The sequence below is a fragment of the Streptomyces sp. NPDC048258 genome (assembly GCF_043201995.1).
Taxonomy (GTDB): domain Bacteria; phylum Actinomycetota; class Actinomycetes; order Streptomycetales; family Streptomycetaceae; genus Streptomyces.
This window is the reverse complement of the sequence record NZ_JBICZH010000023.1, coordinates 1-13971: the sequence shown is the minus strand read 5'-3', so window position 1 is coordinate 13971 and position 13971 is coordinate 1. Positions and strand designations below refer to the sequence as shown.

The window sequence follows — 13971 nt, the reverse complement described above, 5'->3', positions numbered from 1 at the left end:
CCCGGAGTTGGTCACCTCAGCGCACCTCCCACCCCAAGTGATCAAATCGCCCGAAGCTAGCAGGGTGCCGCCGCTTCGGCAAACGTGTTGGCAGCCGGGAGGCTTCCCGGGCTGTTCACGAATGCGCCTGACCAGGGAGCGTCGAGTGCGATCGGAGAGCGGTTCCCGTGGGCAGGGCGCTTGGGCCGGAGACAGGTTCAGGAACTCGCGATCAGTCGAACTCCATGCCGAAGTACGGATCGGGTTCGCCCGTGTAGGGGTCGATGCCGGACTCCCAGCGTCGTTGTTCCTCGCGCCAGTGGACGAAGTGCGGAGCGCGCTCGCCCCAGAGGGACGCATCGCTGAGCGGGCACTTGTCGAAGCCCTCGACGAACAGGCGGCGGAGAAACTCCACCATTCCGCAGTCGTAGATCTTCCAGTGGGGTCGGCCGTGGCGTTCCCACACGATGACCGGCCAGTTGTCGGGGTCCTCATCGACGGCGACCTAGCCGAGGATGTCGGCTCCGCAGCTGACACCCCAAGCAATGACGGAATCAGGGCTGGCAGTGAGTCCGTCGGGGCCTCCTTCGGTCGCCCATATGTGCCGCATGATGGCGGTCTCGCCCGCCATGCTCCCGAATCCCGCGGCGTCTGGCGGCTGCGCAGTCGCTTCGGGAGTGAGAACACTGAACGCGTCGTCGATGCCGCCAGCTCCGTACGCGGCCATGAAGGCTCTGTAGTCGGAAGGGAATCCGACTCGCCAAGCCTGTCGCAGTTCATCCCAGTCCACCTGCTCATCCGCACCGTCATGGGCCGGCATGACGGGCAGAAGCGCGGCGAGATGTGTCTCTCCAGACGGCATGGCCCCTCCAGCACTGTGCTCGTTTGGGCGCAACATATCCGGCGTCACCGACATCAGGTCCTCAGCGGCGTGGGACGAAGCGGGTCAGCCGCAGCTTCTGGTGGTGGCCGCCTCGTGGCACCGCGCGCAGGAGTACCGGGCGCAGGCCAAGGCGGCCTCGGAACTGAACCGTTCGCCGAAGCGCTCGGCGAAGCGGCGCAGACCGCGGCGATGGCCTTCCGCCTGGTGATGGCCGTAACGGACGCGGCCCGCCGCGCCACCCGGAAGACGCCTGACGGGCTAGGAGGCGGAGCTCCGCGAGGACGCCGAGAAGACGGCTCCGGGCTGGTCGGCGGACCAGCTGCGCGGCGTGCTCGGCGAGGAAGAAGGCGGCTGCCGCCGATGTCCAGGGCCGCTCGGGCATGACGCGCGACGACCTCATGACCGGGGGCATCGCGGCGCGGCCACCGTGGTGCACGCCGACCGCGCCGCCCTGCCCCGGGGGGTGATCAGCCCCCGATGGGGCGGAAGATCCCGCCCGGAATGACCACCGGACGGTCGATCGCCTTGAAGCGGTATTCCATGCTCACGTCGTCGATCAGGAACGGCATCCGGTTCGCCGCGTCCTCGATCGCCATGAAGCTGATGTTCACCTTCTGCGGCGACGAGCTGTAGAAGGCGTCGGGCAGCGTGACCGTCACCTTCTCGTAAGAACCGTTGGTCCCGCCCTTGTTCATGCGGTCGTGCAACTCATGGGCCGTGCCGTCCTCCGCCGTGGCCTCCACGATCAGCTGGCGGAAGCCGAAGCCGCTCGCCCCGGCGTGGACCACGTCGCTGCGCACCCAGAACGACAGCACCGGAACCCGGTACGCCGGGACCGTGACCTGCTGCGAGATGCGGCTCATGCCCGTCAGGCCCTGGCCGCCCAGCTCCGCCTTGCCGGTGCCCGAGTGAGCCGGCCACGCGGAGGAGTTGTTGATGGGGTGCCCTGCGAACGGGGTCACCTTCTCGTTCCAGGACGCGTTGCCGCTCTCGAAGCCGGGGTTCGCGATCTCGGACGTGCCCGCGCTGGCGTTCGGTGCGGCTATGAGCATGCCTGTGGCCGCGACGGCCGTGGCGGCGGCGAGAATGCTCGCTCTCCGCGCTCTCTTTCTCATGGTTCTCCTGGCTGTTTATCGGTTTCCGAACGAGGCGCGCCGCAACAGCCCGGCGGCCGCCCTCGTCCCCCCTGACAGCATGTCAAGAGGGTGCCGCGGCGGGCCCTGCCCCAGGAGTACGGTGGTCAGCCGTCTCAACCGCAGCGCACACAGTAACGCCTCGGTATGACAATCCCACCAGAGAAGATGATGTCGGTCTGGTGGACGGACGGCACGGGGTGGCCCCACTCGCCGGCCGTGCCTGGCAGGTAGCGGTGGCTGGAGACGGGGACCAGCTGCGGTACGGCCGCCAACTCGGACCGGGCGAGCTGCAGCGCGGCGGATGTCTCTGTGGGCCTCGGGCTCCAGGCGGGGTGCCGGAAGCGCTTGTGCTCCACGTCGAAGAGCGCCCCCTCCACCGGTTGGGAGAGCCGCGAAGCCAAGTCCTCGGGGTCGCCATGCCGCCAGTGGGGCCGGCTTCGCGAACCGTGCGGGAGCCCGGCGGCGGGGAAGACCCTGTGGTCCGCCGAGGAGGTGAAGCCGAACCGTGCCTCGGTCGCGTCGCAGTCGCCCCCGCCGCTGACCCTGGAAGCCGCCGCCGTCGAGGCCCTGCACCAGCCGGACGTGCTGCCCTTCGTCCGTCTTGCAGAACCCGCCCGGGACGGTTGAGCCAGCTGAGTCGGGCCGGCCCGTGGCGTGACGTAGGGTGATCGGCGCAGCGGTACCGCAGTACCGCACGACGGATAGCACCAGGGACGGGACCCACCACGATGAAGCTCGGCGAAGCACTGGCGGAGCGCGCGGAGGCGGCTCGCCGCGTCGAACAGCTGAGGGCCCGCATCGTGGCCAACGCCCGCCACCAAGAGGGCGAGACCCCTGCCGAGGACCCCGCCGGGCTGCTCGCCGAGGTCACCGAGACCCTCGACGCCCTGGAGTCCCTGATCCGGCGCATCAACCGGACCAACGCCGCCGTCGACATGGGCGCCGACGGCACCCTCACCGACGCCCTCGCCCGCCGCGACACCCTGCGCCTGCGCCACTCCGTGCTCACCTCGGCTGCCGACGCCGCCGCTGGCAGCGGGGACCGCGGCTACGGCCGCCAGCTGCGTTCCGAGCTGATGGTGCTCCCGGCGCTGCCCGTCGCCGAGCTGCGCGCCCGCGCCGACGACGCCGCCCGCGAGATCCGCGAGATCGACGTACGCATCCAGCGCACCAACTGGGAGGCCGACCTCCTGGACTGAGACCCGCGATGTGGAGCAGGTAGTCGCTCCGGAGGCGTGCACAACCGAGGGCCGGCGGTTACCGGCCCGGCTGGCGCGCGGAGAGCAGTGCATCGGGTTCGACTCCCGAGACGACAGTGCAGCTCAGCAGCGTGACGAGTCACAGCGCATCGCGCACATTTCATCACCACGTGCAGATCCGGTCGTGACGAGGGCGGGTTCGGGGCATCCGCATCGCAGGACGGCGCCCGGACCAGGAGCTCACGCTCCCGGTCCGGGCGCCGTGTCGTGCGCGGGCAGTCGAAGAAGGGTCGGAGGCGGGAGCCTCTTATTCGGTCACATGTTCGATTCACTCGCCTAGTGACCCGCCAGGCCCTGCGCCCCTCCTCCGCCGTTGTCCTGTGCCGGCGCAGGTTGATCAGTGACGGCAAAGTTTGAGTGGCGCGGGCCATGGGGGCGCTCATCGACTGTGGAGCGGGAGGGTCAGGGCAGCCGACTCTGCCCGTCAGGGCGCTATGCCCTAATTACACAGATATTCTGTGAAGTGTGATCGAGTCTGGACGGCCGCGGCTCCGTCGGCGCTACGGCCGGGGGAGGCTTGTAAGGCTGTCGCCGGTCATTCTGACCGTCGTGATCGCCAGCCTGGCCTACACCACTCCACCGGAAATGGCCTTCAGCCGCCTCCTGCCCGCAGCGCCAGCCCTGGCCGCCGCCATGTGGCCCGTCCTCCCCACCGTCCTGCTCGGGACGGTCTGCCTCATCCTGATGATCGGCCTCAGCCTCGTCTTCCCCGATCTGGGAACGTGGTGGACGGCCGCGGGGATCATCGCGGTCACCGTGGCCGCCGCGTACGGAAGCCATGTCCGGCTCCAGCGGGAGCGCACCCTCTTCCAGGTACGGCTCGTCGCCGACGCGGCGCAACAGGTGGTGCTGAGCCCTATGCCCCGCCGCTTCGGGAACGTCGAGATCGAGTCGCTGTACCTCGCGGCCGCGGCGGAGGCCCGCATCGGCGGGGACTTCTACGAGGTGGTCGACACGCCATTCGGGCTCAGGCTGCTCATCGGTGACGTGCGGGGCAAGGGCCTGCCGGCAGTGGGGGCCGCCGCGGCGATCGTCAACGCCTTCCGGGAGGCGGCCTACGGCGAGACCGAGATGGTCAACGTCGCACGCAGGCTGGACGCCAGCAGCACCCGTTACAACGCCGCCTTTCCCCCCGACGGGCCGATGGAGCGCTTCGCCACCGCCCTTCTCGTCGAGATCCCGCACGAGGGCAGACGTATCGACATCCTCAACTGCGGACACCCCCCGCCGCTGCTCCTGAACCGCGGGAAACTCCGTGTCCTCGAGTCCGCCACCCCCTCGCCACTGCTCAGCCTCGCGGAGCTCATCGGCGATCACTACAACGTCGACACCTTCGACTTCGCCCCCGGCGACCTGCTGCTCCTCTATACCGACGGGATCGCCGAGGCCCGCGCCCGCGACGGAGAGTTCTTCCCGCTGGCAGCTTGGATGCGTCTACAGCCCCCGACACCGCCCCGCGAACTGCTCACGGCTCTTCACCGCGACCTCCTCCGCTACAGCAGAGGACGCCTTGACGACGACATCGCCGCCCTCGCCATACGCCTAAGTGAGCCCTGAGGCACGGAGTCCTCCGCCAAGCCGCACACCCGCGCGGAGGCGAGGCTGACTGTGGGGGCCGACCGAGGCGTGAAGGAGGGGCCCAGGTGGTGCTGCGGCCTCCGGTCGAGCCGATGCCGGCGCAGGGTGACGAGTCCGTGCCGGGCCCCGGCACGGCGGGCGCGCCGACCTCAGAGGGCCGGGTCTTGATCATGGCGAAGACCTCCGGTGTGGTGGAGGCGTCTGGGCAGCGCGTAGCCGGTGCGGCGCCGCTGGTCCCCTTCGACCGCGACGACGATACCGATCACCCCCTGGTACTGCTCGTCCCACACGGGCGCCCCGCTGAAGCCGCCGGCCAGGGGGAAGGGGGCCCGCTCGTCGCACGTGAGCTGCCACCATCCGGTTCCCTCGCGGCCCTCGATGGTGCCGCGGGTCCAGATGCCGGCGTCCTTGCCGCCGTCCGGACCCGAATACCTCGGGAAGCCGAAGGCCCTCCAGCGGTGTCCGGCGAGGTCGTCGGCTTCCAGGATCCGCATCGGTACGGCGTCGGGCGGCGGTGGGCCGGCCAGCTGGAGTACGGCGACGTCACCGCTGTTGTCGGAGGCCACCGGCACGCTGAAGTGCACGGTGGCCTCCGCCGCAGGGCGGCCGGGCAGGAGCGGGAAGTCGAGGGTCACTGGGAAGCGCGCGGGCAGGGGGCGGTCGTCCGGGAGCCCCGCGAGGGTGGAGATGACGTGGGCGCACGTCAGCAGGAGCTGGCCGGGGATCAGGAACGCCACCCCGACCGGCCGTCCGTCGTGCAGTATGCGTGCCGTCCCGCGCTCCCAGGCGAGTTCGCCCGGCCCACCCGGGGAGGTCACTCATCACCCTGCGGGCGGGTCCACTCCAGTTCCAGCTCGAAATGAGCGTCACCGGACCCCTTGGCGACGACCAGCCCCGCCTCGGCCGTGATTCTGATGCCGAACGTGGCGCGGATGTGGTCGGGGCTGCGGGGCAGGTCCGTCAGCCGGTGCAGCATGGCCTCGGCCACGCGCCGGACCCGCCCCAGGCCTGCTTCGAAGGTCTCGGCCGACGACTCGACGAGTGCTTCGCCACGGCTCGCCCGGATGACTCCGGAGTCCTGCCCTTCGGGCAGTTCGACGACCATGGTCTCGCCGTTCTCGAAAGGCACCCTCAGGTACATGCGACAGTCCCCCTGACTGATCATCAAGTCGCTTGTGGCAGAAGCACGTTACCTCGATCACTGCGGCGCGGGCAGGTGTAGCCAGGACTCCGCCGGACCGGGGTCGCAGCCGGGGACGGGAGCTGTCCCCGGCTGCGACACCGCGGGTGATTGCCACTGGGCTGCTGCGGTAGTCGGCATTGCGGGACGGTCGTGGCTCTTGCTGGTCAGAGGTTGATCTGGCCCTGGTGGTGACATGTTGATGCGTTGTATTCGGTGTTATCGGTGTCATCGGTGTGCGTTGTCGCCGGACAGCGGGGTGCGAGGTGGCCGTGGGCGCGCCGGTAGGAGCGCAGGAGGGCGAGTTTGGTCTCCCGGGCTTCCTCGCCGGGCTCCCACACCATCCCTTCGGAGTCGAGCTGTTCTTTGCGGTGGTCTTCCAGTTCGCCGGCACGCAGGGCTTTGCGCTGCTGGTGGACCCACCGGCCGAGCGGGAACGTCTTGGTGACGCCGACCTCGGTCTCGCTGTCGTATGGGACGGCGTACAGCCCGGTGATGCCGTTCTCGGCGCGCCACCGGCGCAGGGCCTGGAAGCCCTCCAGCCACACGAGGGACTCGGGCCGGTAGACGCGGGTGCGGAGGAATGCGGCGATGGTGGCGGCGTCGCGTGGGGCTGGAGAAGTGCAGCAGCGCCGATTCCGCCCCAGCCTGGGTCTCGTCTTCCTGGTCAGGGCCGTCGCCCTCGCCGTCGGACCTGACGATGATCGTCGTCGTGTTCTGCCTCGTGCTGCTGCGACCAGCACCATCGGAGATCTTCGTGGAGCCGGTGGGGCGGGGGAGGGGGACGAGGTTGTCTTCCAGCAGAAGGCTCTCGCGACCGGGCCGCGCTGTTCACCGGGGTGCTGACATACGAATCGCTGCGCGCGGTGGACGTCGGCACCTCCGTGGAAATCTCTGCCGCCCTCGCCGGCCGCGAGGCCGACCTCCCCGACCCGGACGCGTCGCCCGCTGGCCCCGACCCGCTCCAGATGTTCGCGAGTTTTTGACAGCACCAGGCGTGTCGTTGGGCTTCGCCAGCGCCGTCTAGGGTGTGGGAACTATGCGACTGGTCGAGATGGAGATAGCCCGGCAGGACTGGAAGAGCATGCTGTGCGGGTGCGGCGGCTCGGCAGAGCACCTGGCCCGGGATCTGCTGCAGCTTGCGGGTGGGGGATCCCGGCAGGAACCGATCGATCTGAGCCTCGAAGAGCATGCCTGGTCTCCGGTGGTCCTGTGGGAGCCGGCTCCGGCAGTGACATCCGTCGCTCTGGCGGCCCTCGCAGACGATGTTGCACTGGCAGCTCGCGAGTGGTTCCTCGACCTCCTGCACTTCATGGTGGCCGGCGAGGGCACGGATGAGGAGTCCGCTCGACGAGGACTCGATCTCCCAGAGTTGTGCCAAGGCCTTGCCCTGCAAGGCCTCTGGCTGCTCTATGAGGAGGTGATGTCGAATCGGTCGCTCGGGGCTGCTGGTGCTGCCTTCGAGATCCTCACGGTGCTGGAGCCCGACAGGGCTCGCCTGCAGCGTGTTCGGGAGATCGCGGCCGACTGGTTGCCCGTGTGCTGCCGGACCGGCCTGTGCGACGACGACCTGCCTGTCCTCGACAGGTGACTTCGTTTGCACCGTGCGTACCCCCAGCGACGTCAAAACTCGGGTTCTGGCTCAACTTCTGAGGTGCATCCACGCTCCGTGACTGTTGATCTTCGTCGCGTCGCTCGCGAGATCGTCTTGAATCCGCCTGGGGCTGCCGTGCTGTGCTCGAGAGTTCGGGGCCGTGAACGAAGTGTTGTTGCGGCTGGAGGAACTCTGTTCTTGTCGGAACCCGAGCTCGTGGTGATGTCGGCGGAGGACGACGCGAGGCAATCTGGATCGGTGTCACGCGCAGGACTGCTGGTGCCGAGTGCCCGGGCTGCGGAAGGTGGTCGAACCGGATTCATGGGTTCCTACCTGCGGTTTCCTGCTGACCTGCCCAGCGCAGGGCGGCGGTGGTACTGCGTCTGCAGGTCCACCGGTGCACCTGTGATGACACCTCGTGCCGACGGCGGACTTTCGTTGAGCAGATCCCCGGACTGACCCGCCGTCACGCTCAGCGGCTGACCGGCTGCGTTCGGCCTTGACCGAGGTGGGCCTCGCTTTGGCCGGCCGCGCCGGAGCCCGCCTTGCTGACGTCTTCGGCATCTCGGTCAGCCGCAGCACGGTGCTGCGGCTGGTCGATGCGATACCTGGCCCTCAACCGTCGGCTCCGCGGGTGGTGGGCATCGACGAGTACGCGATGCGCAAGGGCCGTGTCTAAGGGACCGCGCTGGTCGATGTCGAAACCCGCGGGCCCGTGGACCTGCTGCCCGACCGCGAGGCGGCCACCGTCGCCTCCTGGCGTGCTGAGTGTCCCGGGACCGAGGTCGTCTGCCGCGACCGTGCCCCGTTCTTCGCCGAAGGAGTCAGCACCGGAGCACCCACTGCGGTGCAGGTCGCAGACCGTTTCCACCTCTGGCGCAACCTCGGTGAGGCTGCCGAGCGATGCGTATCGCGCCATCGGTACGCCGACACGTCAACCATGACGAAGCTGTACTGCCCGGTGCATCCTCATGCGGCAACAGCCAAGGGCGGGCGGGGATGGCAGGGTGTATCGGCTGGGTGGTGGGGTGTCACAGTCCCAGGGAGATGGCGATGCGGGTCATCTCGGCGGTGGTGTGGACGTTGAGCTTGGCGCGGATGCGGCGGAGGTAGACGTCGACGGTGTGCTTGGAGAGTCCCATGTGGCGGGCGGTCTGCAGGTAGGTGCGGCCTGCGGCGATGTGGCGCAGTGCTTCCTGCTCGCGCGGGGCCAGTGTGGCTGCGGGGGCCTGGGTGTGCGGCTTGGTGAGGGTGAGGCTCATGGGATTTCCTCCGCCGGATCGGCTCGGTCATCACTGCTCACGTCCGCGGAAGCAGCGGGCTAAATGCCCGTTTTGTCTCTTGTTAAGAGACTGGCCGAGCACCTTCGCGAGAGTGTCCGCCGACTGTCACAGGCGTGTGACAGGGCACGTCTGTACGCGCGAGACGGTGCGGTTGGTAACCGTCTGACTGCGCCCCGTGAGGGCATGTCGTCCTGGCCGTGGCGGAAGGATCGGCAGGAGTAGATCGGCGGCGTCGCGCGCGGTGCCCGCCGCCGTGCCCGCCGCCGTGCCCGGTCACTCCAGGTATCGAGTGTGTCCCGGCGGCCTGGGCCCCTCCTGCCGTGAACCCCGTGCCGGGAGGGGGCGGCTCACTCTCGACTCCTCGGACCTTCTTGTATGCAGTCGAAGGCCGGGTCCGGGGCCGGATGCTGCAGGCTCGGACGGCTTGCACCGCTCACGCCGATACGGCGGCAGCTTTTACCAAGATCGGTTCTGGATGTCCAGCCACGTATTCGAGTGGCGTGACGCTCGTCCTCCGGCGGGGTTTATTTGAAGCACGTCCTCACCGGGGAATTCCCGGAGAATATGAGGCCGAAAAATTGTCCCAGGCCTGTTTTGCTGGACAGCTTTCAAACCTCTTAAATTCCGAATGGAGAATTCCCATGTTCGAGCGTTTCTCGACTCGTCGTGTTGTTCTGGCCGGAGCTTCCCTGGCGCTGGTGGGTGGCGGTATCGCACTGCCGGCGACCGCGATGGCCGCGCCGGCCGCCGTCCCGCAGCACGCCGTCACCCTCGCCCCCACCGACAGCGCCGACGGCATCGGTACCGGCGGTGACGCCAACGCCGAGAACACCACGGTCGGTGGTGAGGCCACCGGTGGCGACGCCAACTCCGGTGTCGGTATCTGCAAGGGCAAGTGCACGATCACGACCGGTGCGGCCACCGGCGGCAACGCCAGTGCCGACGCCGTCAACACCGGCGACGCCACGTCTGTGGGCGGTGACGGCACGGGTAAGGGCGGCACCGTGAGCAAGGTCGACAAGCAGGTGATCAAGAACCAGGTCAAGAACGACCTGAAGGCGAAGCTCGGCAAGTGAGGGCCGACAGCCCCACAGCCCCACAGCCCCACAGCCCCGGGAGTAGATCCCGGCGAGCCCGCCCCACCACACAGCAGACGCCGGAGAGGCCCACAGTCTCTCCGGCGTCTGCATGCTGGGCGATGGTCCTCGCGGCGTCGAGACGCACCGCGGCCTCCCGGCGAGAGGGCCAGGCAGTCTCTGCCGGATCTTGCCTAGGCGTTTGCCAGGTTGCGTCCCGGGTCGCCTCGCGGTGTGCCGGAACGCAGGATGGAGCAGGTGATGACGGTTTTGGTGGTTGGCGTGCCCGATGACGAGCAGTTGGAGCTGCTGCGCTCGGGTATTCAGCGCAACCCACATTTCCGGGTTGTCTCGCATGCTCACGATTCCGCCGTCGCTCTGGCGCACGCCCGCGTCCTTCTGCCCGATATCACTGTCCTGTCCCTGCGTGCCGGGCTGGACAGCCTCGACGCGGACCCGGAACTCTTCCGCGTGTTCCACGGGGTGCGGGCCCTGGATCCCCCGAGCGGGGTGGTGCTGCGGACTGCCGCGGCCCGCGTGCCCCGTGCGCTGTCGGACCTCGCGGTCGAGGGAGCCGTCCACGTCGTACGCGAGGGAGACTCCGAAGCCCTGATGCGGGCCCTGCGCACGATCGGGCTGCGCCGGGCCAGCTGCGACCCCGACGAGATGCCCTGACCCGGACCAGCCGCAGGGCACAGCGGGCCGTGTCTCTGGAGTCCCGGCTGTGAAGTGCCCTGGAGTCCCGGCTGAAGTGCCATGGGCGTCAGCCGGCGCATCGGGCGCGCCCCCGCACAGGGCGGCCCGGGGCGGATGCGGCTGCTCCACGGCCTGGGCGGAGTCTCCCCAGGGGCAGCCGTGGCTTTGAGTCCCCTGGGGACGCGATCTGGGCCGGCCCTGAGCGTGTACTTGGCCGGACTGGTCGAGCGCGCAGCCGCCGCGCCCCTCCGTCAGCCCCTGCGAGGGAAGGGGCAGCCGGCCGCCGCGGCCAGGAGCACGTCCACGAGCCTGTCCGCGGCGTCCGGCCGCCCATACGCACGAGCCCGGTCCGCCATCGCCGCCCGCCGGGCGGGATCGGTCAGGAGCGGGCCGACGGCGTTCTGCAGGGTCTGCGGGGTGACCTCGCCGAGCGGCGCGACCGCGGCCCCGCGTCGGCCAGGTACTGGGCGTTGTGCGCCTGCTCGTTCCCGGCCGAGGTGGCGAGCGGCACGAACACGGCGGGCTTGCCCAGCGCGGTCAGCTCGTCCGGCGTGCCTCCTCCGCTCCGGGACACCACGACATCGGCCAGCGCCAGGACGTCGGGCAGTCCCGCCCCGACGAAGTGACCGAGGGCCTGGACGTGCCGAAGGACCTCGACCTCGCGGACCGGTCCCGGGCCCTGGAACAGTTCGGGGTCAGCCCGGCTGCTCATCCCCGGATCGTCGGTGTCGTCAAGGACGCCTTGGCCGACGAGCCGGCGTCTCTGCTTTTGAGTTCCCGCCAGGGCTCCTGCTGGCGGTCCGTATGGCGCGGCTGGACAAGGACCCGTCGTGGGAGTCCGGTCCGGCGTCCGAACTCGCGTGCCGTCGATCGGCTCGGACCCTTTGTGGCCGGGCAGGATCAGGGGCGGCCGGTGCTCAGGGGGAGGCTCACTCCGGCGCGTACGGAATGGATGACCGCGTCATGCAGGGCGCGGCTCGCCTCCTCGCTGGGGCACGGGACGGGGCTTCCGGCGAGGGGGAGCCAGTCGGACCCCCCGCTGTACTGCACCGTGACGTGCGCCAGGCCATCGGCCTCGGTCCACGTGGTGTGAATATCGAGCTCACCCGTGAGGACGGGGCCTGCCTCACCGGTCTGTACTCCGTCCCGTCCTGCGAAAACCCCGCGGGTGGTCCATGATGCCCAGCTCATCCCGCCTCCCAGCTGCGCTAGTCGTCCTGCCAGTGTGAACGAGCCGGCCCTGCCGCGCCCTGCGGGCCGGGGATATCGGTCCGGATCACGTGAGGAGGTACGTAGCACCCTCACGTTCTGCTTCACCGACCGCGGAATGTGGACGGGCCTGCGGTTCGCCTCGGCCTGTGGCAGCCGAGACGTCCTGGACGTGACCCTGGTCCGCCCAGACCTAAGGGCTGTCCCGTAATCCCCGGCGGGCGCACGACGCCAGCTACGGCACCTCGCTGCGTTGTCGGAACGATCGAGATCATCACGGCACGAGGCGAGACACGGACCCCAGTTCCCAAACACGGCTTTGCCGTCCGCCATGGCCTTCGCCGGTACGCCTTCTGGCCACGGCTCGGATCGGGACCCGGCCGTGTCAAGAGCATTGACAGAAGATGAACACCACCGGACGCTGGGAGCGCTCTCAGGCTTCAATACATCTATCCCTTTCCCGCCACCTCCCTCGGCAGGTTCCCCCCACGCAAGGAGGAAGAGAATGTTCCGCTTATCGAAAGTGCTCGTATTCGGGGTCTCGGCGACGGTGGCCGCCGCCGGTCTGATGTTCATCGGGCCGTCACCGTCCGCAGAGGCCGTACCGGCGACCATCCCGCTCACGATCAAGAACACCTCGGGCCGCAGCGAGCCGGTCTACATCTACAACCTGGGCACCCTGCTCGCGACGGGCCAGCAGGGCTGGGCCGACGCCAACGGCACGTTCCACCCCTGGCCCGTGGGGGGCAACCCGCCGGCCCCCGCGCCCGACGCGTCGATCGCGGGTCCGGCCAACGGGCAGACCAAGACGATACGGATGCCCAAGTTCTCCGGACGCGTCTACTTCTCCATCGGCCAGAAGATCGTCTTCAAGGTCAGCACCGGCGGCCTGGTGCAGCCTGCCGTACAGAATCCCTCCGACCCCAACCGGGGCATCCTGTTCAACTGGTCCGAGTACACGCTCAATGACGCCGGACTGTGGATCAACAGCACCCAGGTCGATATGTTCTCCGCTCCCTATGCGGTGGGCGTGAAGGCGGCCAACGGCACGGTCAGAAACACGGGTCGGCTCAAGCCGGGCGGATACAACGCCGTCTTCAGCCAGCTGCGTTCGGCTGGCTGGGGCGGATTGATCCAGAGCCGCCCCGACGGCACGCCGGTGCGAGCGCTCTCGCCCGGTCACGGCATCGAGGCGGGCGGAATCCCGGCCGGCGTCATGAACGACTACATCAACCGGGTCTGGAGCAAGTACAGCACTTCCACGCTCACCGTGACGCCCTTCGTGAACGAACCGAACACCAAGTACTACGGCCGGGTCTCGGGCAACGTCATGAACTTCACCAACGGCTCGGGAGCCGTGGTCACCAGCTTCCAGAAGCCGGACTCCGACAGCGTCTTCGGCTGCTACAAACTCCTGGACGCACCCAACGATACTGTCCGCGGGCCGATCTCCCGCACCTTGTGCGCAGGCCTCAACCGGTCGACGCTCCTGACGAACCCAAGCCAACCCGACGCGAACGGCACCAACTTCTACCGCGACGCCGTCTCCAACCACTACTCCCGCATCATCCACGAGCAGATGGCCGACGGTAAGGCGTACGGCTTCGCCTTCGACGACGTGGGTGCCCACGAGTCACTGGTGCACGACGGTAACCCGCAAGAAGCTTTCATGACGCTGGAACCGTTCAACTAGGACTTGTCCGGGCTGCCCCCGCCCGTCCGTGTCGTAGCCGGGGCCCATGTCGGGTCTATCGGTGAACGGCGAGGACGGGCGGGGGCGGACGGCATGGCGCGATGGAGGTTTTGGCCCGTGTGCCGGTCTTTGAGGAGGATCGAGTCAGGGCCGGAGCGGAAGCAGCCGCTGGCCGTCCCCTTCAGGTGGGGTGGGGACGCGGCGTATGGACCGCTACGGCTGCTGCTCTAGGGGGCGTTCGCAAAGGCAGGTGGGGAGCCATAGTCGCAGGCGGGCGAGGGTGACCAGGGCTTTTTAGTGGCGGGCTCGTTTGATGCCCCTATGGATGTCAAGCAGCGACGCAGGCGGGTCCTGACTGGTCAGCCGGAGTGTTCGCTGGGACGAGAAGTCGGTAGATCTCTCGTG

17 protein-coding genes and 2 pseudogenes are annotated in these 13971 nt (G+C 68.7%); 10 read left to right on the top strand and 9 right to left on the bottom strand.

Annotation, left to right across the window (positions count from 1 at the left end):
- Positions 1-211: 211 nt before the first annotated feature.
- From ACGFYQ_RS35025 to ACGFYQ_RS35015, 3 genes are all read right to left on the bottom strand, one after another.
- On the bottom strand, positions 212-397 hold the full coding sequence (locus tag ACGFYQ_RS35025; protein ID WP_393750249.1) for a hypothetical protein: 186 nt from the start codon (positions 395-397) through the stop codon (positions 212-214).
- 87 nt (positions 398-484) lie between these two features.
- Complete coding sequence (locus ACGFYQ_RS35020) at positions 485-841, bottom strand: hypothetical protein (RefSeq protein WP_393750248.1); 357 nt, start codon at positions 839-841, stop codon at positions 485-487.
- A gap of 488 nt (positions 842-1329) precedes the next feature.
- Positions 1330-1977, bottom strand: a complete 648-nt coding sequence (locus ACGFYQ_RS35015; protein ID WP_393750247.1) for a hypothetical protein — start codon at positions 1975-1977, stop codon at positions 1330-1332.
- A 513-nt stretch (positions 1978-2490) separates the two neighbouring features.
- Here ACGFYQ_RS35015 and ACGFYQ_RS35010 point away from each other — a divergent pair.
- The 3 genes from ACGFYQ_RS35010 (at position 2491) to ACGFYQ_RS35000 (ending at position 4814) form a co-directional block, all read left to right on the top strand.
- Positions 2491-2625 (top strand): hypothetical protein, encoded by a 135-nt coding sequence (locus ACGFYQ_RS35010; RefSeq protein WP_393750246.1) that lies wholly within the window; start codon positions 2491-2493, stop codon positions 2623-2625.
- 101 nt (positions 2626-2726) lie between these two features.
- A complete protein-coding gene (locus tag ACGFYQ_RS35005) occupies positions 2727-3197 on the top strand; it encodes a DIP1984 family protein (RefSeq protein ID WP_393750245.1) in 471 nt (156 codons plus the stop codon).
- 525 nt (positions 3198-3722) lie between these two features.
- A complete protein-coding gene (locus ACGFYQ_RS35000) occupies positions 3723-4814 on the top strand; it encodes a PP2C family protein-serine/threonine phosphatase (protein WP_393750244.1) in 1092 nt (363 codons plus the stop codon).
- Between the two features lie 170 nt (positions 4815-4984).
- On the opposite strand, the gene ACGFYQ_RS34995 is transcribed toward ACGFYQ_RS35000, so the two are convergent.
- The 3 genes and pseudogenes from ACGFYQ_RS34995 to ACGFYQ_RS34985 all read right to left on the bottom strand — a co-directional run.
- Positions 4985-5653 carry a trypsin-like serine peptidase gene (locus ACGFYQ_RS34995; RefSeq protein ID WP_393750243.1) on the bottom strand — a complete coding sequence of 223 codons (669 nt, stop codon included), beginning with the start codon at positions 5651-5653 and terminating at the stop codon, positions 4985-4987.
- Positions 5650-5976 (bottom strand): CU044_2847 family protein, encoded by a 327-nt coding sequence (locus ACGFYQ_RS34990; RefSeq protein ID WP_393750242.1) that lies wholly within the window; start codon positions 5974-5976, stop codon positions 5650-5652. The genes ACGFYQ_RS34995 and ACGFYQ_RS34990 overlap by 4 nt, the downstream gene beginning before the upstream one ends.
- A gap of 293 nt (positions 5977-6269) precedes the next feature.
- Positions 6270-6717: pseudogene (locus ACGFYQ_RS34985) on the bottom strand (helicase associated domain-containing protein); the annotation flags it as partial.
- Between the two features lie 137 nt (positions 6718-6854).
- Here ACGFYQ_RS34985 and ACGFYQ_RS34980 point away from each other — a divergent pair.
- The 4 genes from ACGFYQ_RS34980 to ACGFYQ_RS34965 all read left to right on the top strand — a co-directional run bounded on the left by ACGFYQ_RS34980 (position 6855) and on the right by ACGFYQ_RS34965 (position 8696).
- Positions 6855-7001, top strand: coding sequence for a hypothetical protein (locus ACGFYQ_RS34980; protein ID WP_393750241.1), 147 nt, complete (start codon positions 6855-6857; stop codon positions 6999-7001).
- 53 nt (positions 7002-7054) lie between these two features.
- Positions 7055-7606, top strand: coding sequence for a hypothetical protein (locus ACGFYQ_RS34975; protein ID WP_393750240.1), 552 nt, complete (start codon positions 7055-7057; stop codon positions 7604-7606).
- A 511-nt stretch (positions 7607-8117) separates the two neighbouring features.
- Entirely contained in the window at positions 8118-8288 is a 171-nt protein-coding gene (locus ACGFYQ_RS34970) for a hypothetical protein (RefSeq protein ID WP_393750239.1), read from the top strand.
- Positions 8289-8324: 36 nt separating this feature from the next.
- Positions 8325-8696 carry a transposase gene (locus ACGFYQ_RS34965; protein WP_393750238.1) on the top strand — a complete coding sequence of 124 codons (372 nt, stop codon included), beginning with the start codon at positions 8325-8327 and terminating at the stop codon, positions 8694-8696.
- On the opposite strand, the gene ACGFYQ_RS34960 is transcribed toward ACGFYQ_RS34965, so the two are convergent.
- Positions 8641-8871 (bottom strand): response regulator transcription factor, encoded by a 231-nt coding sequence (locus ACGFYQ_RS34960; RefSeq protein ID WP_393750237.1) that lies wholly within the window; start codon positions 8869-8871, stop codon positions 8641-8643. The two genes, ACGFYQ_RS34965 and ACGFYQ_RS34960, sit on opposite strands and share 56 nt — an antisense overlap.
- Positions 8872-9533: 662 nt before the next feature.
- Here ACGFYQ_RS34960 and ACGFYQ_RS34955 point away from each other — a divergent pair.
- Together ACGFYQ_RS34955 and ACGFYQ_RS34950 are read left to right on the top strand one after the other, a co-directional pair.
- Positions 9534-9968, top strand: a complete 435-nt coding sequence (locus tag ACGFYQ_RS34955; protein ID WP_393750236.1) for a hypothetical protein — start codon at positions 9534-9536, stop codon at positions 9966-9968.
- Positions 9969-10217: 249 nt separating this feature from the next.
- Positions 10218-10643 (top strand): hypothetical protein, encoded by a 426-nt coding sequence (locus ACGFYQ_RS34950; protein WP_393750235.1) that lies wholly within the window; start codon positions 10218-10220, stop codon positions 10641-10643.
- 272 nt (positions 10644-10915) lie between these two features.
- Here ACGFYQ_RS34950 and ACGFYQ_RS34945 read toward each other — a convergent pair.
- Together ACGFYQ_RS34945 and ACGFYQ_RS34940 are read right to left on the bottom strand one after the other, a co-directional pair.
- A pseudogene (locus ACGFYQ_RS34945) lies at positions 10916-11286 on the bottom strand (glycosyltransferase); the annotation flags it as partial.
- A 278-nt stretch (positions 11287-11564) separates the two neighbouring features.
- Complete coding sequence (locus tag ACGFYQ_RS34940; protein WP_393750234.1) at positions 11565-11855, bottom strand: hypothetical protein; 291 nt, start codon at positions 11853-11855, stop codon at positions 11565-11567.
- A gap of 586 nt (positions 11856-12441) precedes the next feature.
- On the opposite strand from ACGFYQ_RS34940, the gene ACGFYQ_RS34935 reads away from it, so the two are divergent.
- Positions 12442-13566 carry a glycoside hydrolase family 64 protein gene (locus tag ACGFYQ_RS34935; protein WP_393750335.1) on the top strand — a complete coding sequence of 375 codons (1125 nt, stop codon included), beginning with the start codon at positions 12442-12444 and terminating at the stop codon, positions 13564-13566.
- Positions 13567-13971: the final 405 nt, after the last annotated feature.

Coding starts and splice junctions, on each gene's coding strand:
- ACGFYQ_RS35025 (WP_393750249.1), bottom strand. CDS start 397: ATGGTGGAGTTTCTCCGCCGCCTGTTCGTCGAGGGCTTCGACAAGTGC.
- ACGFYQ_RS35020 (WP_393750248.1), bottom strand. CDS start 841: ATGCCGTCTGGAGAGACACATCTCGCCGCGCTTCTGCCCGTCATGCCG.
- ACGFYQ_RS35015 (WP_393750247.1), bottom strand. CDS start 1,977: ATGAGAAAGAGAGCGCGGAGAGCGAGCATTCTCGCCGCCGCCACGGCC.
- ACGFYQ_RS35005 (WP_393750245.1), top strand. CDS start 2,727: ATGAAGCTCGGCGAAGCACTGGCGGAGCGCGCGGAGGCGGCTCGCCGC.
- ACGFYQ_RS34990 (WP_393750242.1), bottom strand. CDS start 5,976: ATGTACCTGAGGGTGCCTTTCGAGAACGGCGAGACCATGGTCGTCGAA.
- ACGFYQ_RS34975 (WP_393750240.1), top strand. CDS start 7,055: ATGCGACTGGTCGAGATGGAGATAGCCCGGCAGGACTGGAAGAGCATG.
- ACGFYQ_RS34960 (WP_393750237.1), bottom strand. CDS start 8,871: ATGAGCCTCACCCTCACCAAGCCGCACACCCAGGCCCCCGCAGCCACA.
- ACGFYQ_RS34955 (WP_393750236.1), top strand. CDS start 9,534: ATGTTCGAGCGTTTCTCGACTCGTCGTGTTGTTCTGGCCGGAGCTTCC.
- ACGFYQ_RS34950 (WP_393750235.1), top strand. CDS start 10,218: ATGGAGCAGGTGATGACGGTTTTGGTGGTTGGCGTGCCCGATGACGAG.
- ACGFYQ_RS34940 (WP_393750234.1), bottom strand. CDS start 11,855: ATGAGCTGGGCATCATGGACCACCCGCGGGGTTTTCGCAGGACGGGAC.
- ACGFYQ_RS34935 (WP_393750335.1), top strand. CDS start 12,442: ATGTTCATCGGGCCGTCACCGTCCGCAGAGGCCGTACCGGCGACCATC.